Source organism: Mucilaginibacter sp. P1_D10 (assembly GCF_056406215.1).
In genome coordinates this window covers 197642-221796 of record NZ_JBFUAP010000009.1, presented here as the reverse complement: position 1 = coordinate 221796, position 24155 = coordinate 197642, and the positions used below count along the sequence as shown (strand labels likewise).

Annotated in this window: 26 protein-coding genes; 12 read left to right on the top strand and 14 right to left on the bottom strand. The window is 46.1% G+C overall.

Features of this window, described 5'->3' with window-relative positions:
* Positions 1-64: 64 nt before the first annotated feature.
* From AC1DYT_RS16265 to AC1DYT_RS16235, 7 genes are all read right to left on the bottom strand, one after another.
* Positions 65-604: a DUF4199 domain-containing protein gene (locus AC1DYT_RS16265; RefSeq protein WP_477470628.1), complete on the bottom strand. Its 540-nt coding sequence runs from the start codon at positions 602-604 to the stop codon at positions 65-67.
* Positions 605-721: 117 nt separating this feature from the next.
* The gene (locus tag AC1DYT_RS16260) at positions 722-1186 is read right to left on the bottom strand and encodes a helix-turn-helix transcriptional regulator (protein WP_477470627.1); all 465 of its coding nucleotides are present in this window, start codon (positions 1184-1186) and stop codon (positions 722-724) included.
* A gap of 76 nt (positions 1187-1262) precedes the next feature.
* On the bottom strand, positions 1263-2417 hold the full coding sequence (locus AC1DYT_RS16255) for an acyltransferase family protein (protein WP_477470626.1): 1155 nt from the start codon (positions 2415-2417) through the stop codon (positions 1263-1265).
* A 17-nt stretch (positions 2418-2434) separates the two neighbouring features.
* Positions 2435-2992 carry a hypothetical protein gene (locus AC1DYT_RS16250; protein ID WP_477470625.1) on the bottom strand — a complete coding sequence of 186 codons (558 nt, stop codon included), beginning with the start codon at positions 2990-2992 and terminating at the stop codon, positions 2435-2437.
* 1 nt (position 2993) lies between these two features.
* On the bottom strand, positions 2994-3329 hold the full coding sequence (locus AC1DYT_RS16245) for an STAS domain-containing protein (protein WP_477470624.1): 336 nt from the start codon (positions 3327-3329) through the stop codon (positions 2994-2996).
* The gene (locus AC1DYT_RS16240; RefSeq protein WP_477470623.1) at positions 3326-4462 is read right to left on the bottom strand and encodes a SpoIIE family protein phosphatase; all 1137 of its coding nucleotides are present in this window, start codon (positions 4460-4462) and stop codon (positions 3326-3328) included. The genes AC1DYT_RS16245 and AC1DYT_RS16240 overlap by 4 nt, the downstream gene beginning before the upstream one ends.
* Positions 4463-4471: 9 nt before the next feature.
* Positions 4472-4972 (bottom strand): hypothetical protein, encoded by a 501-nt coding sequence (locus tag AC1DYT_RS16235; RefSeq protein WP_477470622.1) that lies wholly within the window; start codon positions 4970-4972, stop codon positions 4472-4474.
* A gap of 71 nt (positions 4973-5043) precedes the next feature.
* Between AC1DYT_RS16235 and AC1DYT_RS16230 the strand changes: the two genes are divergently transcribed.
* Both AC1DYT_RS16230 and AC1DYT_RS16225 read left to right on the top strand, forming a co-directional pair.
* Positions 5044-5967 (top strand): glycosyltransferase family 2 protein, encoded by a 924-nt coding sequence (locus AC1DYT_RS16230; RefSeq protein ID WP_477470621.1) that lies wholly within the window; start codon positions 5044-5046, stop codon positions 5965-5967.
* Positions 5964-7139, top strand: coding sequence for a glycosyltransferase family 2 protein (locus AC1DYT_RS16225; protein WP_477470620.1), 1176 nt, complete (start codon positions 5964-5966; stop codon positions 7137-7139). Before AC1DYT_RS16230 ends, AC1DYT_RS16225 begins: the two co-directional genes overlap by 4 nt.
* Before the next feature lie 62 nt (positions 7140-7201).
* On the opposite strand, the gene AC1DYT_RS16220 is transcribed toward AC1DYT_RS16225, so the two are convergent.
* From AC1DYT_RS16220 to AC1DYT_RS16200, 5 genes are all read right to left on the bottom strand, one after another.
* The gene (locus tag AC1DYT_RS16220) at positions 7202-8245 is read right to left on the bottom strand and encodes an adenylate/guanylate cyclase domain-containing protein (RefSeq protein WP_477470619.1); all 1044 of its coding nucleotides are present in this window, start codon (positions 8243-8245) and stop codon (positions 7202-7204) included.
* Positions 8245-8628 (bottom strand): response regulator, encoded by a 384-nt coding sequence (locus tag AC1DYT_RS16215; protein WP_477458822.1) that lies wholly within the window; start codon positions 8626-8628, stop codon positions 8245-8247. The genes AC1DYT_RS16220 and AC1DYT_RS16215 overlap by 1 nt, the downstream gene beginning before the upstream one ends.
* Before the next feature lie 22 nt (positions 8629-8650).
* Entirely contained in the window at positions 8651-10843 is a 2193-nt protein-coding gene (locus AC1DYT_RS16210) for a sensor histidine kinase (RefSeq protein WP_477470618.1), read from the bottom strand.
* A gap of 12 nt (positions 10844-10855) precedes the next feature.
* Complete coding sequence (locus tag AC1DYT_RS16205) at positions 10856-12157, bottom strand: sensor histidine kinase (RefSeq protein WP_477470617.1); 1302 nt, start codon at positions 12155-12157, stop codon at positions 10856-10858.
* A 155-nt stretch (positions 12158-12312) separates the two neighbouring features.
* Positions 12313-12879: a Crp/Fnr family transcriptional regulator gene (locus AC1DYT_RS16200; RefSeq protein ID WP_477470616.1), complete on the bottom strand. Its 567-nt coding sequence runs from the start codon at positions 12877-12879 to the stop codon at positions 12313-12315.
* A gap of 143 nt (positions 12880-13022) precedes the next feature.
* On the opposite strand from AC1DYT_RS16200, the gene AC1DYT_RS16195 reads away from it, so the two are divergent.
* Together AC1DYT_RS16195 and AC1DYT_RS16190 are read left to right on the top strand one after the other, a co-directional pair.
* Positions 13023-13187 carry a hypothetical protein gene (locus tag AC1DYT_RS16195; protein ID WP_477470615.1) on the top strand — a complete coding sequence of 55 codons (165 nt, stop codon included), beginning with the start codon at positions 13023-13025 and terminating at the stop codon, positions 13185-13187.
* A 2-nt stretch (positions 13188-13189) separates the two neighbouring features.
* On the top strand, positions 13190-13669 hold the full coding sequence (locus AC1DYT_RS16190) for a hypothetical protein (protein WP_477470614.1): 480 nt from the start codon (positions 13190-13192) through the stop codon (positions 13667-13669).
* Between the two features lie 85 nt (positions 13670-13754).
* On the opposite strand, the gene AC1DYT_RS16185 is transcribed toward AC1DYT_RS16190, so the two are convergent.
* Positions 13755-14987 (bottom strand): RNA polymerase sigma factor, encoded by a 1233-nt coding sequence (locus AC1DYT_RS16185; protein ID WP_477470613.1) that lies wholly within the window; start codon positions 14985-14987, stop codon positions 13755-13757.
* A 141-nt stretch (positions 14988-15128) separates the two neighbouring features.
* Positions 15129-15479: a YciI family protein gene (locus tag AC1DYT_RS16180; protein ID WP_477470612.1), complete on the bottom strand. Its 351-nt coding sequence runs from the start codon at positions 15477-15479 to the stop codon at positions 15129-15131.
* A gap of 518 nt (positions 15480-15997) precedes the next feature.
* Between AC1DYT_RS16180 and AC1DYT_RS16175 the strand changes: the two genes are divergently transcribed.
* From AC1DYT_RS16175 to AC1DYT_RS16140, 8 genes are all read left to right on the top strand, one after another.
* Positions 15998-17143 (top strand): acyltransferase family protein, encoded by a 1146-nt coding sequence (locus tag AC1DYT_RS16175; RefSeq protein ID WP_477470611.1) that lies wholly within the window; start codon positions 15998-16000, stop codon positions 17141-17143.
* A gap of 61 nt (positions 17144-17204) precedes the next feature.
* Positions 17205-18374, top strand: coding sequence for a tetratricopeptide repeat protein (locus AC1DYT_RS16170; protein ID WP_477470610.1), 1170 nt, complete (start codon positions 17205-17207; stop codon positions 18372-18374).
* 121 nt (positions 18375-18495) lie between these two features.
* Entirely contained in the window at positions 18496-19062 is a 567-nt protein-coding gene (locus tag AC1DYT_RS16165; protein WP_477470609.1) for a hypothetical protein, read from the top strand.
* 261 nt (positions 19063-19323) lie between these two features.
* Positions 19324-19767, top strand: a complete 444-nt coding sequence (locus AC1DYT_RS16160) for a hypothetical protein (RefSeq protein WP_477470608.1) — start codon at positions 19324-19326, stop codon at positions 19765-19767.
* A 55-nt stretch (positions 19768-19822) separates the two neighbouring features.
* Positions 19823-20656: a DUF7003 family protein gene (locus tag AC1DYT_RS16155; protein WP_477470607.1), complete on the top strand. Its 834-nt coding sequence runs from the start codon at positions 19823-19825 to the stop codon at positions 20654-20656.
* Positions 20657-21125: 469 nt separating this feature from the next.
* Positions 21126-21581, top strand: a complete 456-nt coding sequence (locus AC1DYT_RS16150) for a Clp protease N-terminal domain-containing protein (RefSeq protein WP_477470606.1) — start codon at positions 21126-21128, stop codon at positions 21579-21581.
* Between the two features lie 172 nt (positions 21582-21753).
* A complete protein-coding gene (locus AC1DYT_RS16145; RefSeq protein WP_477458777.1) occupies positions 21754-23148 on the top strand; it encodes an arginine decarboxylase in 1395 nt (464 codons plus the stop codon).
* A 386-nt stretch (positions 23149-23534) separates the two neighbouring features.
* Positions 23535-24107: a Crp/Fnr family transcriptional regulator gene (locus tag AC1DYT_RS16140; RefSeq protein ID WP_477470605.1), complete on the top strand. Its 573-nt coding sequence runs from the start codon at positions 23535-23537 to the stop codon at positions 24105-24107.
* Positions 24108-24155: the final 48 nt, after the last annotated feature.

Below are 24155 nucleotides of genomic sequence, written 5' to 3'. Positions count from 1 at the left end.
ATTGCAGCGCCTTCTCCTGGTCATCTACTAAAATACTGGTTACGGTAATCTTCATAAAGTATAATTATGCTGTTGCTAAAGTATCTGTGTTGGTTTTCTTTTTCAGGATCAATGCAGTAATGGCCGATACGATGAGTCCCACCGGGAAAATCTCCATATAGGTGTACCCCGCAAACACAAAAGGGTTGTTGTACGACACTGCCATATCTTTATAATATTTAGTTTTTTCGGCAATTACTGCAGCGCTGGCGTGGCTGTTGTGGAGCTCCTGTATTTCTTTAGCGGTGTACCTATCCATAAAATCGGGCATGTAAAAATGGTATTCTACCGCCCATGCAATTACGTACATGGTAGAGCAGATGAGGCTAATGAGCAGGCCAATCTTAAACGCTTTGCCAAAACTGATAACGCCACCGTCGTACTTATCCCGCTGATTTTTTACTGCCACGAATATCAGCGAGAAGGCCAGCAACATAGCCGAATATCCCACCACCATGCTGCCACCAGAATGCCCCGGCTGGTAACAGTAAGCCATACTGCCTGTCATAAAAACGGATATCAGCAAGCCGCTGATCAATCCAAATACCCATACGTTCTTTTTCATGTGTTTTATGTTTTAAAGTTTATGGCTCAAAGGTGATTGTTCGGTTCGTCTTTCCCCTCATACTTTAGGGTGATTTTGGCATCATGGCCCGTATTCATACCAAAGTACTATAACAATTCAGGGTATCAGGCTAAGGCGTTTAGCTTTTTCTATGGCTTGCGTGCGCCTTTCCACTTCCAGTTTCTCGAACACTTTAGACGAATGCGTTTTGATGGTATTGAGCGAAACGAAAAGCTTTTCGGCAATTTGCTGGTTGCTCAGGCCTTCGGCCATCAGTTCAAGCACCTCCAGCTCGCGGCGGCTCATGCCTGTTTTGGCTAAGGCGCTTTCATCGAATACGAATGTTGTAGTGTTAATAATGACTTGTTTCTCTATCGTGATCACTTTGGGTTTGCTCAGTTTAAGGGCCAGCCAAATACCCAGGCCGGTAAAAATAAAAGCTACGATGCCGGCGTAGATTTCGAAGGCATGATCCAGTATGATGAACTGCCACTCCAGCCATTTCATCAACAGCAACAAAGCCGCAAGCGATACACCGTAGAGGATAACGGAACGGTTTTTGGCCCAGAAGCTTATTGCCATACGATTTTGCATTGGTTGTTTAAAAGTATGAAAATGCGGGGGAATACCGGAACGATGCTGCGGAATTTATGATGCCTTAAAAATCAGTGGCCGGTTTGTTTTGCGTCACTTTTTGGAAACGCGACTTTATGCGCAAAAAGTATCGCTCGAAGCCGAAGTACGAAAGTGATGCAAGCCCAATTACCAATGCGAAGGTGCCGGTATAAATTACCAGGTTTTGCCACAATACGGGTGCAGCGGGCATATATTGCTTTACCAAATAAAGCATCAAGAACAGCGGGTATTTATGCAGCAGGTACACCCCGTATGATATTTTGCCGGAATACACCATGTATTTATTGCCGAGGAGCAACTTGCCGCTGTCCGGTTCGCACAGGCCCACCATCAGCAGGGCGGCTAAAAGTGCTATCAGCAAATCGCCCTGCCCTATTTCGCGCTTAAGGAAAAAGGTGATGAACGCCGTTATGCTTATCAGCAAAGCAATCTGCACATATTTATTGAATAATAGGTTGAACCAACGCTGCAATGCAAATGAAAAGCTTTGGTGTTTGGTATTGTAGTACAATACCGCTACTATGGCACCAATCATCATGTCGTCGAAGCGGGTAAAATAGAGGAACTGATTAAGCCCGGCCATGAAATCGTTGTATAAGCGATAATGCCGCACTATTAAATTAATCGCGACCAGCACCACCAAAATACCCAACAAGGTATAAAGGATATGCTCCGTTTTCTTCCGCCGGAAAATATGCGGGTGGAACAGGTAAAACTGCTCCTCCACGCCTATCGACCATATAGGGTCGAAGATATAAGGCAGCAGTTTAAGGCAAAATGCCAGGTTAGGCAGCAGGAAAATACTCAGCAACAGTGCCTTTGGCGATCCCTCCGCCGGGTAAATAAAAAAACCTATGATAATCAACAGGAAATACAGCGGCCATATGCGCAGCACCCGCCGTATATAAAAGTGCTTGAGCGATACATTGCCGAAACCACGCCTTTCTTCGAGCAATAAATAACTGATGAGGAAACCGCTCAGGGTAAAAAACAGCGTTACCCCCACCTTGCCCAGGTTCTTGAAATCGACCCAATCGGTGTTTTGGATGCCCTGTAGCCCTTTATGGAGTTGTATATGCGACAGTACCACCATCAGGGCGGCAATAGCCCTCAGCCCATCCAAATTGGCGAAGTAAACGTAGCTTTTTTTGAATGTTTGGGGTGCCGTATCGCCCATTAAACAGGTTGCTTTTTTTATGTTTCCAGGCCAACCGCAAGCGTGGCCGTAAAATTATTGGTACAGGTTGCTATATCAAATTCGTATTCGAATGCCAGGCATGCCCGGGTCATGATCATCAGCCCAAAATGCTCGGGCAGGTTGTATAACGCCTCGGCTGCCGGTTTTATGTTTTCTTCTATAAAAAACCTTATGCGGCGGCCATCTGCGAGGCTGCCTTTCAGGGTGCAGGTGCCATCGCCGTAAATGGATATGCTGCGCCCGCCCTGATGTACGCCTGGCAACGGCCATTTATAAAGTAAACCATCGCACCGCAGCCCTAATGCTTCGCCAATATCGCTTTTTTTGATGATAATTTTGTCTTCTGCCGCAATTACCTCTAGGGTGCATTCGGCCGCGCCGCCGTGTTTGATGGCGTTGGTCAGCAATTCTATCAGCACCACCCTGGCCTTTTGCGCAGTCGACTCGTCTATGGCCGCCTCATTTTTGATATGGCTCAGTATTTCTATAGTGAGCGGATAAAGCTGCTCGGCCTTGTTGCCGAAAGCAAATCTGGCTGTTTCTACGGTATGCATATTAGCGGTTTTGCAAGGCTTCAGATGCCGTGCTGTATATTTTGAAAGCCTTATCCAGCCGTATCAGTTGGAAAAGCCCCAGTACGTCCTTATTCAGCCCGCATACTACAATCTCGGCTTTGTTGATAATGGCGTGCTTAAGCGCGGATACCAACGCGCCCAAAAAGGAACTATCTACATACACCACCTTTTCCAGGTCTACCGCCACGTATTTGGCACCGCCATCTATCAGAGCAAGCAGCTCTGTCTTAAAAGCATCGGCTACGGTTAGATTGGCTTCATTAACCTCTACGCGTGCCGTAACGGCATCTGCGTGCAATTGGGTCTTCAATATCATCCTGCTGTTTTTTGTAAAAATATTAAGCTGCAATCATCCACCTGGTTGTTTGCTTTTTCGGCGAAGAACGTGCTTTTCTTGAATTCGGCAAAAGGCACCCCTAAATAGGGCGATACCGCCGCCTCGAAGGCCGCATAATCCGTTTTTTTACCCTCCGGGGTTTCCGTATCTATCAGGCCATCTGTAAAAATAAAAAGCTGGTCGCCGGTGCCGAGCGTAAGTTCTATTTCGTCGAAATCCCCGTCGGGCATCAAACCAAGCAGCATCCCTGCCGAACGCACTTGCCGTACCTGCTTATCCTCGTTGTTATAATAAAGCAAGGGCAAATCTCCTGCGCCGGAGTATTTCAACGTCCCCTCGGCGCCATCCAATAGCACCAGCGATAAGCTCGAAAGCACATCGCTCACTACGGGGTCGTGGTACACCACGGAGTTTATTTTTTGCAGGATGTTCCTGGTAGAGAAATTCCCTTCGGCAATGCAAATACGCACTGCTGCGCGGATATAGCTTAGGAAACCGAAGGAGAAGTACCAGGCCCCCCACTTCTTGCCCATCACATCGCCCAGCACCATAAAGGTGTACCGCTCGTCTATCTTAATAAAATCTATAAAATCCCCTCCCGGATAATTCTGGAAAGGCTTATGCCAAAAATCCGCCTCGAATCCCTTCATCTTTGGCAACGCCTTGGGTACCGAATGCAGGTTGAGCGACATAGCCGCTTTGCTTAGCTCTTTAAGCGTGCGTTCGTGCTGCTCGCGCACGGTGTTCAGGAAGTTATTGATTTTACTTACAATTACTGCTACAGGCGTATCTTTCAGTATATAATCAACGGCATCCAGATTTATGCCTTGCAGCATCAACTGGTTGTCGACCTCGCTGGTGAGGAACATGAACGGTATATCCCGGTAAGCCGCATCACCAAGCAACTGCTGGCGGAATTGGAAGCCATCCATTTCGGGCATGTGGTAGTCAGACAGGATAATATCAGGCCGTTGCTGTTGCAGCATTTGGGTAGCCTGCTTCGCCGAAGTTGCCTTCATGCAATCGAAACCCTCTTTGCCCAGCGCGCGGCCCATCATCTCCAGCACCAGCGGGTTATCATCAACCAATAATATTTTTTTGGATGCAGGCATTTGGGTGGCTTATGCGCCCGGTTTTTTAATAACCGAACTCAGGAACAAATATACGCCCGTAAACACGATAAGCAGCGATATGATATCCATTATGGTTACGCCATCGTTGGGGTTAAAATAAAATACTGTAAACATTTCGAAATACGGCGGCGCGGGCATAATGATCATGGCCATACCCAGTGTTATCATAATGATGCCGATGATGACGACCACCATTTTTTTGACGCGTTCGCGGGTGATGAACTTTTTGGTAACTTCGCTATCCAGCTGGTGCTGCGAAAGCAGGTACTCGAAACTATTGAGTAACTCCAGCCTATCCTGATTGGTATCAAGCTCTTTAAATGCTTCTATCTTTTGGGGCAGCGATGCGGCATCGAAAGCGTTGATAACTTTTTGCTGTATGGCTTTCATGCGGTCTACATCCATCCCTCCTTTGCGCAGCAAAAGCATCAGTTCCTCTGCCTTGGTCTCCAGCAGGTCCGCATCATCAATGAGTTGTTTATCGTCCAAAGTGAATTTTCCTTATAAAATGCCTAACTTTTGCTAATATTATAGCGTAAAACACACAACAAAACAATTGCATGAAAAGGGTTTCCGTAGTTACCATCAATTTCAACCAGGATAAGATAACAGAGGAGCTGTTAGATTCTATCGCAGAAACCAACACCTACGAAAATCTGGAGGTAATTGTGGTAGATAATGGCAGTACCGTAAACCCCGTGCCTAAATGGGCGCCCAAATACCCTAACGTTAAGTTTATACGCTCCGAAGCCAATTTGGGTTTCTCTGGCGGCAATAATATCGGCATAAAACCAGCCACCGGCGATTATTATTTTTTGGTGAACAACGATACCGAATTTTCGCCCGGCCTGGTGCAGAAACTGGTTGATGTGCTGGATACGCACCCAGAGGTGGGCATCATATCGCCCAAGCTGGTTTACGATTTCGACCGGAGCCTGATCCAGTACATGGGCTTTACCCTGGTAGATTATTATACCTGCCGTAACCGGGCCGTTGGCAAAGGCGAAAAAGACACCGGCCAATACGATAACTTTTTGGGCCAAACCGGCTACTGCCATGGTGGTGCCATGATGGTAAAGCGCGAAACCTGCGAAAAAGCCGGACTGATGGCCGATAACTTTTTTATCTACTACGAAGAGGTAGATTGGGGCGAGCGCATCAACAAATCGGGCTACCAGGCCTGGGTACACGGCGGCGCGGTTATCTATCACAAAGAATCGATGACGGTGGGCAAGAACAGCCCGTTCAAGGAATATTTCATGAACCGCAACCGCATCCTTTTCATCCGCCACAATGCGCCTGCCTTTAAGGCCTTTGTGTTTTATATATACTTTATGGTGATGGTGGTACCGCGCAACCTGATCAAATACATTAAAGAGAAACGTTATAACTTCATCGGCCTGCTTTTTCGCGCCATATGGTGGAACATCACCCATAAAAAAACCAGTACCGAATTAGGCTACACCATCAATAAAGTTTCATGAAAATCGCATTCTGGCTCAGCCTGTTCATTGCCTTCTATACCTTTGTGGGTTATGGCATACTGCTGCTTATTATCATCAAGATAAAACGGGCCGTAAAAGGCCGCAAAGTGCCAACTGATATTGCCGACGAACTGCTGCCCTATTGCACCCTGGTGGTTGCAGCCTACAACGAAGAGCATTTCATCAGCCAAAAGATTGCCAACAGCCTGGCCCTGAACTATCCCGCAGGTAAGCTGAAGCTGGTTTTCGTCACGGATGGCTCATCTGACCGTACTGCCGAAATCATAAGCCAGTACGCGCAGATACAACTTTTGCACCGCCCGGAGCGTGCAGGCAAGATCGCCGCCGTGCACCGCGCCATGGAATACGTAGATACCGAAGCCGTAGTTTTTACCGATGCCAACACCTTTTTGAATCCCGAAGCCATCAGGAAGATATGCCGGCATTATGCCGACCCAACCGTAGGCAGCGTTGCCGGTGAAAAACGCGTACAGATTGATGCTAACGCCGATGCCAGCGCCGCCGGCGAAGGTTTTTACTGGAAATACGAATCGGCGCTGAAGAAGTGGGATTCGGAACTGTACTCGGTAGTGGGTGCCGCGGGCGAATTGTTCAGCGTGAGGCGTAGCCTGTACCAGGATGTGCCGCCGGATACCGTGTTGGACGATTTTATGATATCGATGCTGATAGCCGCTAAAGGCTACCGCATTATTTACGAACCGGAAGCTTACGCGCTGGAAACCGCATCTGAAAACGTTGCTGAAGAACTTAAACGCAAAATACGCATAGCCGCAGGCGGCATGCAATCTATCCTGAGGCTGAAGCCCCTCCTGTTCTCGTTTAAATACCCTCTGCTATCCTTCCAATACGTGAGCCATCGCGTGCTACGTTGGACGGTTACGCCCTTCTTTTTGATATTAGCCCTCATCACCAACTTTGCCTTGGCTTTTGCGGGGCAGGGCATTATTTACCAGCTTTTATTTGCCGGGCAGGTGTTCTTTTACCTGTTAGCTTTTTTAGGCTTTATTATGGAGAAAAGGCATATCCGCGTAAAGGCCCTGTTTGTGCCCTATTACTTCTGCGTAATGAACTATGCAGTGCTGGCGGGCATTATCCGTTATTTCACCAAAAAGCAAAGCTCCGTTTGGGAAAAAGCGCAGCGGAAGATGTAAAGGCTGGTGAGTGGTACACTAAACCAAAATTCAGTAATCCCTTATTCGGTCTTCGCCTACGCCTATTCCAATACTTCGTATATGGTAACGGGTTTGGCTTTGTTCTTGAGGTTTACTTCGCCTATTTTTTCGCAGCTGAACGATTCCTTGGCTTTATGGAAAGTTTCTTCGGAGATGATAATCTGCCCTGCTTTTGCCGCCGACTGCAGGCGTTGCGCCAAATTTACGGCATCGCCTATAACGGTATAATCCAGGCGCTTTAAAGAAGCCGAGCCGATATTGCCCGATATAACCTCGCCCGCATTGATGCCAATGGCAATCTGTGGCCGGTATTCTTTATCGCCGGCGTGTACGGAATCCATGCCAGCTATATGGGCGCGGGCAGCGAGGGCGGCATCAATAGCCCTATCCAAATGGTAATTACCACGGAAAACGGCCATTACGGCGTCGCCCATAAATTTATCCACATGCCCGCCCTGTGCCACTATTTCTTTTACGATATGATCGAACAGGTTATTGATGAGCGTTACCACGGTATTGGCCGGTACGTTCTCGGTAATGGCGGTAAAGCCGCACACATCAACGAACATAATGGTGGCATCGATGGTTTCGTTCTTTAGCAGGCTGTTTTCAAATTCCTTGTGCGTCATGAAGTTGAGCACGTTCTCATCCACGTACATCTTCAGGATGTTGTTCTCTTTGATGGCTTTGATGGTTTCCTGCAATTGTTTCACGTGGAGAATGGTTTTCTCCATCGTCAGGTCCAGGTCCTCAAAATCTACGGGCTTAGTTACAAAATCGAAGGCGCCGCGGTTCATGGCCACACGTATATTTTGCATATCGCCATATGCCGATACCACCACCGCCTTTACCATAGGGTTTGCCTCGGGCAATCGGCTTAACAGGGTAAGCCCATCCATTATGGGCATGTTGATATCGCTGAGGATAATATCCAGGTCGGGATGCTCCTTTACTCTTTCCAGGGCCTCTTCGCCGTTTTGCGCGAATACGAATTCGTAGATATTCTCCCTTATCTTTTTCCTGAACTTTTGTTTTACCAGCAGTTCCAGGTCAGCCTCGTCATCTACTACTAATATCTTGGCCATTATTGCTCGGTATAGGTTTTTAGTTTTTCTTTCAATAGGTTAAAATCCAATGGCTTGGTTAAAAAGTCGTTGGCGCCTTTTTCCATAGCCTGGCGGTGGTTCTCTTCGTCGCCATAGGCGGTTATCATCATCACCACTGGCGGCGGCGGACTGTGGAAATCCTCGCGGATGTGGCCAAGCAGCTCGATACCACTCATGCCGGGCATATTGATATCGCTAAGGATAAGCACCACTTCAGACTGCTTCTGATGCAGGTAATTTAACGCCTCTTCGCCCGACTGGGCAAAACTGAACTCTATCTCGCTGTTACGTATTTCTTTACGGAAACGCTGCAAAAAAAGCGGCTGCACGTCCGCTTCATCGTCTACTACCAATATCTTCATAAGCTTTGTAAATATAGCTGTTTTAAGTTGTAGCCGGGATGGAAATTGTAAATTCTGTGTATTCCCCCTCTTTACTTTCTATCTCAATTTTGCCACCATGTGCTTTCACAATAATATCATAACTGAGCGATAAGCCCAGCCCCGTGCCCTCGCCGGTTGGCTTGGTGGTGAAGAAAGGCTGCAATATCTTATCCTTGATATTTTCCGGGATGCCGATGCCGTTATCACGGACAACAACTACAGCCCCCCGACCTCCGTTGGCTAACGGAGAAGCGAATGTTCTGATAGATATAGCCGGTTTATAGTCGGATCCCGCAGTTTTCTGCTTTTGTTGAACCGCGTAAAACGCGTTGGTGAACAGGTTGAGCAGTACACGGCCGATATCCTGCGGCACAACATTTACCAGCGGCAAGTTTTGATCAAAATCAGTTATCAATTCGGCGTTGAAGGTTTTATCTTTTGCCCGCAGGCCGTGGTATGCAAGCCGAAGGTACTCCTCTGCCAATTTATTAATATCGGCAAGTTCTTTTGCGCCACCCGTAGCACGGCTGTGCTGCAGCATGCCTTTTACAATGCCATCGGCGCGTTTGCCGTGGTGCAGTATTTTTACCAGGTTTTGTTTTACATCGCCGGCAATGGCAATGGCTTCTTCTGTGTCGCCTCTATTCAACTCCACTTCCAGTTCGTCCAGCAATTCTACACTCACCTCCGAGAAATTATTGACGAAGTTGAGCGGGTTTTGTATCTCGTGGGCAATGCCGGCTGTAAGCTCGCCCAACGATGCCATTTTTTCAGATTGCACCAACTGGTTTTGGGTCTGCTTCAGGTCGGTAAGAGATTGGTGTAGCTCTGCGGTGCGTTCGATAACCTGCTGCTCCAGCTCTACTTTCTGCGAGGCAATCAGCTCCAGGCGCTCGGCCTCGTGTTCACGGGCCAGCACTTCGCGTTCCAGTGCTTCCTGCAAGATTTGCTTTTGCAAGATTTGAAAACGCTGGATCATCTTCCACAGGAACAATATTACCAACCAGTAAAAGCAAAGCAGGGTGATATCACCGCCATAAGTATGCACAAATATCACAAAGCCGTTGTTTGCACCCGCGCCTGTACCGTAAATAATATCGGCAATGAGGTAAACAATGCCAATAAACAAAAATGGCAGCGCGGTAACCAATTTAAATACCTTTTCCTCTTTACTTTTGAATAAGCTAAATGAGAGTATAACAAACGCGTTTACAATAAATAAAGCTACTATGCTAGCCAAAACTCCCGATAATGCGATATTCGTTATAATTGAAGGCAATAGCATATTAATAGCTGATACAAATATGCAATAGCTAAGGTAATTGCTCACCTTATACCAACGCGGGTAGAGCATTGTAGCCTTGTAAAATACCGACAGGAATTTCCATAGAAAAAGCCCACAAAACGACGCGAGAACGAAATTGAACCGCGATAGCACCGGAATTTCCTTAAAAAAGACATCGTACAACGGGTAATTACCCGCGAGCAGCGAGTAAAAAAAGCCAAAAAGAGCAAAGTACAAGTGTACCTTTTCGCGGCTTACGCTGTAAAAAAACAGGTTTACAAGTGATGCGAGGATGAGAATGCCGCACAGGAATGAGATGATGCTTACATCTTTTAAACGGTCCTCGTAAAAATCCAAAGCATCGCGTTGTTCGTTTTTCAATAATTTAAAAACAACGTCTACGCTAATTCGCCTGTCTAATTTAAAATCGATGTATTGCCGCTCAAAAAAAGTTATTTGCTCACCCGGCTGCATGGCGTAAACCACCTGCCTGAACCGTTTTAAACCCGAACGCTGCGACCAGGGCACATCATACCCGGTAGTTTTTTGGGTAACAACACCCATGCTATCGATGCCAAAAACGTCTAACCGTGATATCGAACCAATTAAGGCCACATTCACAGGTTTGCCAAGCGTGTTTCTAAAACTGAATTTGCACCAGTAAACTTTCGTGTTAAAATCTTTTATGCGATAAACTTCGTTTGTTATGGGCGTAAATGGCATTACCCTAACCTGTGCGAAGGTAAGTTTTGTTGAGGGGTCTGGCAGGATTTGATAATTCTTATCCTCCAGTCCTGTAAAATCTGCGCTATCGGTTTTAATAAGGTAAACCTGCGGCAAACCCGTTTGGGCGCGCAGCATGGGCGACAAGAAAATAAAAAGCAAGCAAAGCAGGTGGCACTTCCTCATATAGCCGGCGCGTTACAACGGTAATTTGATGATAAAAGTGGTGTATTCCCCTTCTACCGATTCGATATCTATTTGCCCGCCATGGGCCTTAACAATAATATCATAACTTAAAGACAGGCCAAGCCCGGTACCCTGGCCGGTTGGTTTTGTGGTGAAGAAGGGTTGCAATATTTTGTCCTTAATTTCCTCGGGGATGCCGGTACCATTATCCTTCACCCTTATTTCTATTTCCTTGCCTTTTGTAGCCGTGCTTACTTCAACGGTAGGCTTAAAGCCTGCTGCGCCGGCTTTTTGTTTTTGCTGCACCGCGTAAAAAGCATTGTTGAACATATTGAGCAACACCCGGCCCACATCCTGCGGAACGATGTTCACTATCGGCAGTGCAGCGTCGAAATGCGTGACGAGCTCGGCATTGAAGCTTTTGTCTTTAGCGCGCAATCCGTGATAGGCCAGGCGCAGGTATTCATCGGCCAGGTTGTTAAGGTTGGTAGGTTCCTGCACGTCGCTGCTGGCACGGCTATGCTGAAGCATGCCTTTTACTATACCATCAGCGCGTTTGCCGTGGTGGCGTATCTTCTCCAGGTTTTGTTTAATGTCGTTAGCAATAGCCATTGCTTCTTCGGTATCGCCTTTCGCTAGCTCCTCGCCCATTTCATCTATCAGTTCCATACTAACCTCGCTAAAGTTGTTCACGAAGTTGAGCGGGTTCTGTATCTCGTGCGCAATGCCGGCGGTAAGTTCGCCCAGGGAGGCCAGTTTTTCTGATTGTATCAGTTGTTGCTGGGTAGTTTGCAGCAGCTTTACGGCTTCCTGTAATTCGTCTTTTTGCCTGGTTAGCTCGGCGGTACGCTCGGCAACCAGTTTATCTAATATTACATTCTGTTGGTTAATGGCCCTGAACTCCTCTTCTTGTTTTTTGGAGGTTGCCCAGCGAGCGAATATCCATGAAAAAGCAAGCAATAGGATAACCACAAAAACGACTGCATTGTCATCATAAAACTTAGGAGCTATTATATGCACCAAAGCATTTATCACCGCCACAATAACCAGCGGATAATGCGCTTCGGCATAGTATCGCATCATCTTAAAATCGTCCTCTTTGCGTTGATAGATGAGAAGGGCTGCTAAAAATGCGGCACCGAAAAGCTCGTCGTATGGGTCCTTAATCTTGTCGGCCACCCCGAATACCACCCATACCAATGCTGCGGATATATTGAGTATTGTGCTCCATTTAGGGCGTAAAGGCGTAAATTTAATTACTTTACGCACACGCATTATCAATAAAAATGCGGCAGAAAAGAGGAAGAAATGCATGCTTTAACGAATAGATTGAGTTATGGCACTAAAGATAATRTTTTAAGCAAAAGATTGCGCAACATGGCGCATAAAATGCCGGGCAGGATTGCAATGGCCTTTTTGATGCCCCGGCGTATTCGTTCGGTTACATCGGCCCGAACGTGCGTAAAAGCTTAGCGGATACCTTTACGGATACGGCTTAAGGAAGTTGGCGTAACGCCGATGAAGGATGCCAGGTACTTCTGCGGTATCTTTTGCAGGTAAGGCGGCTTGGCCATCAGGTCGAGGTACCGTTTTTCAGCACTATCGCGCTGTAGCGCCGTAAAGCGGTCGATAAGGTTAAGCACGGCATCCTCCCAAAACTTACGCATCATCTCCTGCATGGTGGGAAACCGGGCATAAAGTGTTTCCAGTTCGGCCTTGGGCAGGTACCAGATGGTGCTATCCTCTATGGCCTGCAAAAAGTAGTTGGAGGGCTTATCGCTAATGAAGCTATAGATATCGATGGCCGAAGAATCGGGGAAAGCAAACCATACAGAAATTTCTACATCATCATCCATATAATACAAACGCAGACAGCCCTCCTGCACAAAAACCAGATCCTGGCATACGGTGCCTTCGCGAAGCAGGAAATCGTTTTTGGCAACCTTGCGCTCCTTAAACCGGCTCACGATATCGCTCAGCTCCGCCTCTGGAAAGGTGGCATAGCTGCTGATATACTGTTTTAATTCGTCGGTCATGTTGGCGGTAAATTGATGGCTGCTAATTTCAATAAAAAAATCATTCCGGCGTGGAATTATTACATTTATTGGCATGAGGTAATTTTGCAAGGCCCACTTACTGCAACAATTCAACATTTATATAATTTTAACTAAATTTGAGTGTGGAAAAGAAAAAGCAAACACTTGACGAAGCCGAAATTGAACTACTGAAAGAGGGTTTAAAACGCAGCCATAAAGAACGCTTTGAAATGGCCACCCGGCTATATAAAATACAGCAAACCATGAATAAGGCTGTGGTTACACATAAACCGTTTATTTCTAAATAACCTTGGATATCTTCGACGAGGAAATATTAGCTTTTTGGAAAGCGCTTCAGGATAACAGCGTTGAATATATTATGATTGGGGGATACGCTATCAATTTACATGGCTACCAACGCTTTACTGGCGACTTAGATATATGGCTTAAAGACACTTTAGAAAATAGGCAGGCATTACGCAAAGCATTTATAGCATGCAATATGGGCGACTACCCCATGATTGAGTATATGCAATTCATACCGGGTTGGACCGATTTTTATTTAAATAACAATCTCCGGCTTGATATACTTATTGAGATGAAAGGCTTAGAAGGGTATTCATTTGGGGAGTGTTTACAGATGGCATCTACAGCTGATATCGACGGTGTAAGCGTCCCATTTTTACATATCAATCAACTTATTGAAAATAAAAAAATGGTCAACCGCCCAAAAGACCAAATCGATGTAATGGCACTGGAGCAAATACGTAAATTACGGGATGAATCTTAAACTTTCACCTGCCCTGCACAGATACCATGTATAAAAACGATTAGAACTTGCACAGGTATTTCACGTTAGCGTATTTAAAGGCAATCTACAATTTTATCCCCGCAATCTTCTTCTCCAACACTTCCCTATCCCCTTTCGATTTTGCCAACTTCAGCGCGGTTTTTAGATGCTCCACCGCCTTAATATTATCAACACCGCTATATAATTCGCCAAGCAGCGAGTGGTACAAGTGGTTGCCGGTAAGGCCCAGTTTCTCGGCTTCAGCAATTGCTTCCTGTTTGCCGTTGGCCTTGGCTAGCGCATAGGTACGGTTCAGCGCGGCCATGGGCGAGTATTGGAGAATCAAAAGCTGGTTATAAAACTGCAATATGGTTTCCCATTTTTCGGCGCTATCGGCTTTAATGGTGTGCCAGTAGGCTATGCCGGCTTCCAGGTGGTATTTGCTTATGGTGTCCCCCTCCCAGCTTAGCTGCATAAAGTATTCACCCTGCTTTACCAGTTCGGCATCCCAAAGGTTCTCGTCCTGGTCGTGATAGAGCACGGTTTCGCCGTTTTGGCCCAGCCGCGCCTCAAATCGCGAGGCGTGGAAGCTCATGAGCGCCAGCAGGGCGTGTACTGCAGGCTTGTTGGTTGCCCGATCGCCGGTGAGCAGGTGGGTAAGCCGCATAGCCTCCAACGATACGTCCTTCCGTAGGGTAACATCGCGGGCCTGCGAATAATAGCCCTCGTTAAAAAGCAGGTAAAGCGTTGCCAGCACGGTATCCAGCCGCTGGTTTATTTCGGCTTCGCCGGGCAGCTCTATCTTTACGTTAAGTTCGCGTAGCTTCTCCTTTGCCCTGTGAAGCCGTTTGTTGATGGTTTCTTTGTTGCTTAAGAAGGCAGCAGCAATCTCATCTATGCCGAAGCCGCAGAGTATGCGCAGCGAGAGGCCTATCTGCGCTTCGGGTGGTATAGCGGGGTGGCAAATAGCAAACATCATCTGCAACTGGCTATCCTTGATGTTCTGGTCAGAGAGGTCGATATCGGGCTCCTGCAATTCCGATGTGGCGCGCTGCACCTGCTGCACTATTTTATTGTGGTAAAGCGTATCGCGCTTAAGGTAGTCTTTGGCTTTGTTTTTGGCCACGGTGTACAGCCAGGCTACCGGGTTTTCGGGCAGGCCGCGCAGGCCCCATAGTTCTGATGCGTGCAGGAAGGTGTCGCTGGCGATATCTTCCGCAATTTCTATCTTATCGATGCCGAAAAGCTTGCATAGCACCGCCGTTATCTTCCGGTACTCGGTTCGGAACAGGTGCGGTATGAGTTCTTGTTGCTGCATAAAAATATCTGAACCAGGATTCAGGGGATTTTAGGATTCATACGATGCAAAATAAAAATAAGGTTTCCACAACCTAATTTTGGGTCACCTGCCTTTTTATATCCGGTAAATCCTAAAATCCCGAAATCCTGGTTCAGACGATTACGAAACGGCCATAACGCCAATTTCGCGTACCTCTACGCTGCCGCCAACCAAAAATATGGGGCAACCCTTGGCAATTTCCGTAGCCTCTTCAATGGTTTCGGTTTTGATGATGGAGTAACCGGCAATAGCTTCCTTTATTTCCATATAGGGGCCATCGGTAACTACGTCGCCGGGTTTTACCACGCGCGCTTCGGCATTGAGGCGATTGCCGCGGTCAACCAGTTTGTTTTGGGCGGCAATGCTGCCTACCCAGTCCATCCATTTTTTGGTCATTGCCTGCATTTCTTCGGGTGAGGCGGTTGGTACGGGCGAAAAGTTGCTCCGGTAAACAAGAAGGAAATCTTTCATGATGCTTTTAGTTTAATTGTTAAAAACCGAATGACGATTGGCAATGCCGGTATTGGACAAACCTTTGTAAAATATCTTATTTTTCTGCGCAGCGTTTTAGCTGCTTAAACATACAGTTTTTTCCGTCAGTAAAGCCACAAAGTGTTCCACTTTGAATGCGGAACACTATTTTTCAAATAGCTATTGATTATCAAATAGTTGCGTGTTTTTAGTGGAACACTTTAGAACATCCCCATTGTTTAAGTAAACTATGCAATAAATTCGGCATTAGATACTTAAAGAAAAACAGCAAAAACGAGCAAAACACTTTTTTGGCCGAAAGTGGAAAACTTTGGAAACACCAATTCGCGATGGGTTAATGTCTAATCCTGCATTGAGTTTACCCTTTTAGCTATTAATCCGGATGTGGGTTTACACCGAATGCAAACATGATCTTCTCCAACCCGGCGCCCCAAAACCATAAAGCCTTCCTGCTTACATTTTATATTGCTATTATTGTGTTACCTTATAAAAGCACCATGGCCCAACAACCGGCAGCAGCGGCGACAACCTCAAAGCCACCGCAAAAGTTACAGCATATAGATCAGTTAAGGGGCGTAGCTATTATACTGGTAGTTATTACGCATGTTGCTGTAAATGCTACGCATATCAACGGTTTTGTACAACAGATTTTGTTACTGGGCAGGATCGGCGTGCAACTGTTCTTCTTTTTATCAGCCTATACGCTATGCTTATCTATGAGCGCGCGGCACGATGAAAATCACGTTTCCAATTTCTATATCCGCAGGTTCTTTCGTATAGCTCCGTTGTATTATGTGGGTATCGCCCTGTATTTCCTGCTGGATGTGAACGGCTTGCTTAAACCCCATTATTACCAGCCCCCCGGTGTAGATTATACCGCCTTCAATATCCTCTGCAATGTCTTCTTCATTCATGGTTTTGTAGATAAGGCTAACAATACCATCGTGCCCGGCGGCTGGTCCATCGGTACCGAGATGGTATTTTATGTGGTTTTCCCGGCTATATTCGCTTTATTTACCCGCGTAAAAAAGCCTGTTTACTTTATCCTGCCTTTGCTGGCGCTGGTTTTAGCCCACGTTTACGTGGCTGTTTGCTACCTCATCTACCATCAGGAAGTTTTTACCAATCACTTTTTTTATGCCTCTATCTTTAACGAGATGCCTGTGTTTATCATCGGCATTAGTTTCTTCTTCCTGGATAGGCTAAAGGATATCAAGTTCTCTAACGTGGTTAGTGCCGTTTGTTTCCTGGGCTTGTTCCTGTTGGCGATGTATCTGCTGTTCACGCTCAAGAACAATATCACCCTGCCTATTTTCATCGCCGGCATTTCGTTCATTTTCCTGTTCACGCTTTTCAAGCAGGCCCAATTCAAAATCCCTTTGCTTACGCGCATAGGGCAATTGTCTTATTCTATCTACATCTTCCATTTCGTATTCGCCTATACGGTTTCCACCAAAATAAGCAGCGCGCTAGGCCTGCGGGTAAATGTAAACCTCATCTTCCTCATCAACCTGGTGCAGGCCATCTTTTTGTCGATGTTGGTAGCCATCATCTCCGAAAAACTGGTAGAGAAGCCCGGCATCAACCTGGGCAAAGCATTGATAAAGAGGATTAACGGGACGAGAACAGAAAAAAATACATAATACACTCAGGTATCCTATTGAAAAGCATCGCTTAAACCCTATTTGTGTGCACGAAAGTTTTATGGCAAACAACATCTCTCCTGACCTTCAACCCATCATAACCGAATCGAGGAAATTATCTATCGCCTGGAAACATGGGTTCATCAGCTGTACACACATCTTTGTGGCGATGTTGCAACTTAAGTGTTTGGCATCGCCTTATCTGGAGCATTGCGATACGGAATGGTGGACAGAAAAGGTAAAGGCCGCATTTCCCGCAACAGCGACACAAACTGCTAATGATAAAGTGGCGCTTACTGTAGATGCGGAACGGGCCTGCAAGCATAGCTTCAAAATTGCCGCTTTAGATAAACGCCCGGCTGCAGACACCGTCCATCTGCTGCTGGCATTTTTAAGCTTCGAAAACGACATTAGTAAAGCCTTCAGCAAAGCAGGTATTACCATCAGCGATATTACGTCGGACTACTTCAGCAACCCTATAGCCAAACTGCCACCTGCTTTAAAGCAAATACGCAACAAGCCTTACAATAAATCGGAACTGTTCTTTTTCCTTTTAGCAGGCAAAAAGAGGGAGTTGCTACGCCTCCGGCACAATGCCCACAATTTGTATGCGTACCGGCAGTATAAGGATTGCGGCGAAATATGCGCTGTTGCGCTTACCTTATTTCCGGGTAACCTGGAATTGAGTGCCCTGCAAATTTATTGCCATATAAACCTATTAAATTTTGATGAGTCGGTAACGGGATTGAAAAAACTGATTGCCGAAAAACCAGACTCCCTCAATTACCGGTTGCTACTGTCGTATGTGTACACCATGACCGGGGCTTACGACGAATCGGCCGGGATACTTGACAGTTTATTGCTTGAGGAACCACAAAATATAGGTTTTTTAAATAACCAGGGATTCAATATGCTCAAGCAGGGGCAATTTGAAAAGGCCGCTCCCTATTTTGAAAGTGCTGTTAAAGAAGACCCGACGTTTGCATACTCCCTAAATAACCTGGGTTTTGTAATGTATAAGCTTGGCAATACTGATGAAGGGCTGGGGCTTATCAACAAATCCCTGGGGTTAGACAAAAGCAATAGCTACGCATACCGGAACAAAGGAATAATTGATATGGAAACCGACAATAAACCCGATGCCATTAAGAATTTTGAACTGGCTTTAAAATATGGTTTTACCGAAAGGTTCGGCGACGAGGTGGAACAGCTTTTAAAAGATTTGATGTGATTACTTCAATGAGCCCTCATTATTAATGCCTCTTTGTTAAACATTGTTAAATACACGCCTTGTAAGTATTCATAGGAAAATATTTTCGTTTCAGATAAAATCAAAACGAAAATATCACATTATGAAAACAGCACAAAAACTTGCAGTGGCGGTGTTTACCGCAGTATTATTATTCATCGGTGTAAACAGCTTTGCACAAAGCACGCCGGCGGGTAAGTTCAATTTCAGCATCGGGTTAGATGGACTGGCACCTACCGGCATCTTCCATACGTTAACTTCTAACGTTGGCCTGGGTATTACGCCGCAGCTGCAATATGGGCTATCGAACAGGGTGGCGGTAACTTTTACCACGGGTTATTACCGGTTCTTTTCTAAAACGATGCAATATGGGTTGAACGACCCATACAAGTCCAATTACCAGGATATGATACCCGCAAAATTCGGGTTGAAAGCCTTTATCCTCAAAAATATTTATTTAGGGGCCGAGGTTGGCGCCGGTTTCGAAATCAACAACGGCGTAGGTATCAACACCGCCACCGGAGGGCGCGCTACTAAACTGCTCGCAGCGCCAGGCATCGGCTTTGCCTCAAAAAACTGGGATGTTGGCGCGCGGTACGAAAACTATTCGGGCCAGGGCAGGCATTATAGTACACTGGGCTTACGCGTGGCTTACGGGTTTGGGCTGTAATTATCGGAGTTTACGAGATGTCCCCCGGCGCCTGTTGGTGCAGGGGGACTTTTTTATTGATACGTTCTGATAATTCCTATATTGCAGTAGCAACCGATATAGCAAGCACAAGTGGAAACAAATATAAAAACTACGATTCATGCCCTATGGCTTATGTTCGTCCTGGGAATAAGCCTCGCTTCATGCGGTGGGCCCCGGAAAACGGATTACGACAAGCCTTCTTTGCCGGATACTGCTGCTTTTGAAAAAGCTCACTTCGGGATGACGGATAAGGAATACGACAAGCTTGCAAAAGATACCATCGCTATGGTAGGTAATTCGATTTTCGCCCTGCATCCCTTTTTTATCCCGAAAGACCGGCGCATGTACAGGTTGCAATTACGGTCGTACGAAGTGGGGCAGCCAAAATTCGACACCAATATTAAAACCTGCACCGGCGATTTGATAGACTATTTTACTACGCTGTACGGTTATCCGCATCACATGTACGATGACCCAAAGATTGCCGAGATGGAACCCCGGCATGTAATTTGGAAATGCGAGTGGGATTATCCTAACAAAATAATAAAGGTTGGCGTTGCGCAGCTACCGGTTAACAAAGAGTTATGGGTAGATAACCGCAAATTCATTGCCGTTTGCGAGATAACTAATAAGCCCTTATTGAAAGTTGCCAACGAACAGGTTATTTACACCGACCTGCCCTAAAATAAAGTTAACGCTAGTCATTATCAATAAACCACTAAAACAGCCGCCTACTTTGATGCTCACCACAGAAGAAATCCTTTCCACGTTAGATAATTGCGATACGACCGGCATGTATAATTTCACCACGCTGGAGCATCCGTATATTTTTACGATTGATAGTCGCCTGAACGTATTCCGCAGAGATGATGGCCGCTGGGCCATCGTTTCAGAAGTGTTGGGCTATAACCCGCGTGGCAGCATCATTGCCCTGGAGATACGCTATTTTGGCAACTGCCTCACTGAGCGCATCAGCGAAGATGGCAATAACTACAATTACTATATGGCCTACCCTATCGACTGGGATAACTTCAATGAAACGGTAGAAATAGATTCTTTAAACCCCGATGCAGCATATTGGCTGGTGCGCGGGCAACAGGTACTGTTATCGCATAACCTGCAGGATTACGCCAATGCCGACATAGAACTAAAAGAATACGAGCCCGATGAAATAAGTGCCGAAGAAGCCGGCAGATTGCTGATATTAAAACATGCCGACTTGTTTCGAGCTACGGATGAGGAACTATATGAATATATCCCAAAAGATTTAGAGAAAATATTGGTAATTGATGAGTGGTACCATCAAACGTTCAGCCAGTCGAAATCGCCTTTTGAAAGCCCCGAGATGCTGGCCCGCTTCGATCAAAGCATCCCCGATGTAAAGGCGATGATTGAACGCGAACTCGCCCTATCTGCCAGGATGAACGCGGAGGAATGGGAAAAACGCCCCAGCAGCTACGAAACCTGGCAGCAGATAGCCGAGGTAATCGTAACCGGCGATGCGTCGAAATATCAGCCGACGTTAGAGCCCAATTCGCACTGGAGCAACTGGCCCGAAGCGGGAGCTTTGTAGGTGGGTTAAGAATATGAAAGGGATTGAAGCAGAATAAAATGCGATAGGGATTGAAAGGGGAAGCCACGTGCGGGAAAGGCATGAGCGGGGCAAACGTGGCCGAAGCGCAGCGCAGCCCTGGAAAGCCCGGGCCGCAGGCATCGCCCAAAGAATAATAACTATAATAATACCACTAACTCCCTAACTTTCTCAATCAAAAAAGTGGTCTCCCGAATATGATGCTCATTTAATCGCTTGCACCTTTCATCCCATGGTAAAGTATCATCGTCTACAAACTTTGGCACCTTTATCCACTTGTATGTATTTAATATCAAGTCTTTTTCTTCCTGGCTAATCATAATTAAAGATACATGTTAATAAATTCAAATGCCTCTTCTCAAAAGTCTTTGCCCTTTCGCGTCCGGGCAGCACGCATCGCCAAAAATTGAATTAAGCAAATCAGATACCGATACTTTCGGTATTTTTAGCCATGCCAACAATAGAGTTTACAGCCTTAGTTAAAGACATTATTAAATCGTCGGGGAAACTGGCCATGCAATATGGAGAAGAATATATTGGTTCGGAACATTTACTGTTAGCAATCATTGACGAATCGTTAAAGCAAACCAATAAAAGCGAGCAAATCCTGAAGATTTTCAAGCGATTTAAACTCGATGTATTTGCATTGATAGAAGATATTGAAGCAACTTTTGACCATGACAAACCCAGGCTATATTTAGACCAAGTGCCATTGTCGAGCTCTGCAGAAAATTGCCTCAAGTATTCTTATCTCGAAGCTAAAGCATGTAACAGCGACATGATCGATGCGGAGCACGTACTACTGGCATACTTGCGCCAGGAAAATAGTTTCTATAATCAAGTTCTGCTGCCTAAACATAAACTAGCTTATCAAGATGTAAAAAAGTTTATCGAACAAAAAAATTAAACCCTTTGCGACTTCGCGCCTTTGCGAGAAACAAATTGCCCTTACCATTAAAATTACAAAACCCTAACCTAATCTTAACATACACAAACAAATTACAATCCACCTATAAATTACCCCAACATTTTCGCAAAAAATCCGTTTTAAAATTACATTTTTGCCAAAATTTTAATAAATGCAGAGTTACCAGGAATTTCTTGACTTAAGCGTTGGGTTCCCTCAGGATGGTTTCGAGATCATAGAGGACGAACTTTACTTTCAGGACTTAAATTTAATGGAGATGATAGAAACGTACGGCACGCCCTTACGCTTCACTTATCTGCCCATGATTACTAAAAAGATACAGCAGGCAAAACTATTATTTCAGCAGGCCATCATCAAGAATGATTACCGCGGCAGCTATAAATATTGCTATTGTACCAAAAGCTCGCACTTTAAGCACATTGTAGAAGAGGCGCTGAAGAACGAAATTCACCTGGAGACATCATCGGCTTTCGATATGCCGATGATAGATGCGCTGGAGAAAAAGGGCGCGCTCAATAAGGAGGTGACCGTAATTTGCAACGGCTTCAAAACCTTTCAGTACAAGCAGTACATTATAGATATGCTGCACGATGGCTTCACCAATATTATCCCCGTGTTGGATAACAAGGAAGAATTCAACCTGTACGACGACGAAATTGATATAGACACTCCCTGCAACCTGGGCATACGCATAGCGGCCGAGGAGCAGCCCGATTCGCAGTTCTACACCTCCCGACTTGGCGTGCGCATGGAGGATGTGATTGATTTTTACCATAACAAAATTGAAGATAACCCCAATTTCCAGGTAAAACTGCTGCATTTCTTCATTAACTCCGGTATTTCTGATACCCCATACTACTGGAACGAACTGGAGAAATACGTTACCCTGTATTGCAAATTCAAAAAGGTGAACCCTGCTCTGGATACGCTGGACATTGGCGGCGGCATGCCTTTTAAAGATTCGTTGGTGTTCGATTTCGACTACGAGTACATGATCAACGAGATCGTGAGCCGTATAAAAGAAATCTGCGCCGAGCACGATACCATGGAGCCGGATATCATCACCGAATTTGGCAAGTACACCGTGGCTGAGGCTTCGGGCATATTATACAAAGTATTGGGCCGCAAACAACAGAACGACCGCGAACGCTGGCTGATGCTGGATGGCAGCTTTATTACCAACCTGCCCGATGTTTGGGCATTGAATCAAAAATACATCCTTTTGCCGGTTAACAACTGGGATAGCGAATACGAGCGCGTAAACCTTGGCGGCATCACCTGCGACGGGCAGGACTACTACAACCAGGAAGCGCACATGAACAGTGTATTTATGCCAAAAACGCGTAAGGTGCAGTACCTGGGCTTCTTTAACACGGGTGCCTACCAGGAAGTATTGAGCGGCTACGGCGGCATACACCACTGCCTGCTGCCCTCGCCAAAGCACGTCATCATCCGCCGCAACCGCGACGAAACCTTCAACTTCGAAGTATTCGGCGAGGAGCAGAATAGTAAACAGGTATTGAAGATACTGGGCTACACCACCTAAGCAATAGTTTTCGATCAATCATAATAGCACTGCCCGCAAGGCGGTGCTTTTTTTTTGACGCGAATTAAGAGCTACCGAACAGTTGCAATGCCTTCCCCGCACCGAACCCAACGAAGCCCGCAAAAAACCGGCATTGGCCTGTTCGGCAACCACTGAAGCTACTAAAGCACTGCCTTTAATTGAACAGGGCGCAGCCGGCAGTTTTCTTTGGTTCGTTTCTTTTGCTGTCAAAAGAAATGAACATCCACAGACGCTGCACGACCTACTGACTTTCCTAACGAAGCGCAACAGAACCACTTTCTCCTAAACATCGTCACATTTTCTTTCAGGGGCACCCCTGATGGGTACTCGGAGACGTATTTTACATTTGCTATATTGCATACCCAATGTACACCCTACTCAAACAATTCCTTGCTCACAACATGGCTGCCGATGAGGCCACGCTGGAGGCCTTTTGCCAAAAATTCAGGCTGAAGAAAACGGGGAGGAACGAGCTGCTGCTTTCTGCCGGGGAGGTTTGTCCGTACATCTATTTCGTCAACTCGGGCTGCCTGCGCATTTATATGATGGATGTGAACGGTAAAGAATCTACCCGTTTTTTAGTGACAGAGGGCCGGTTCGGTACGGCGTTTCCTAGTTTTACCTTGCAGGAGCCTTCGCTGGCCTATATCCAAAGTATCGAACCAACCGAAGCGCTTTACATCAACCACAAAGATTTTAAGGCTTTGCTGGATGAGGTGCCCGGCTGGGAGCGTGTTTACCGCATCAACCTGGAACGGGATTATATCGCGTCTATCAAACGTATCGAAAGCCTGATTACCATGGATGCCACGCAGCGTTACAAACAGCTGATGGAAACCAACCCCACGCTTATCCAAAGACTGCCTAATAAAATCATCGCCGAGTACCTGGGCATCTCCCAGGAAACCCTGAGCCGCCTGAAATCGAAAAAAAGTTGATTATTTGACATTTGTCAAATTTGAGCCGGATACTTATCGCTTGCTTTG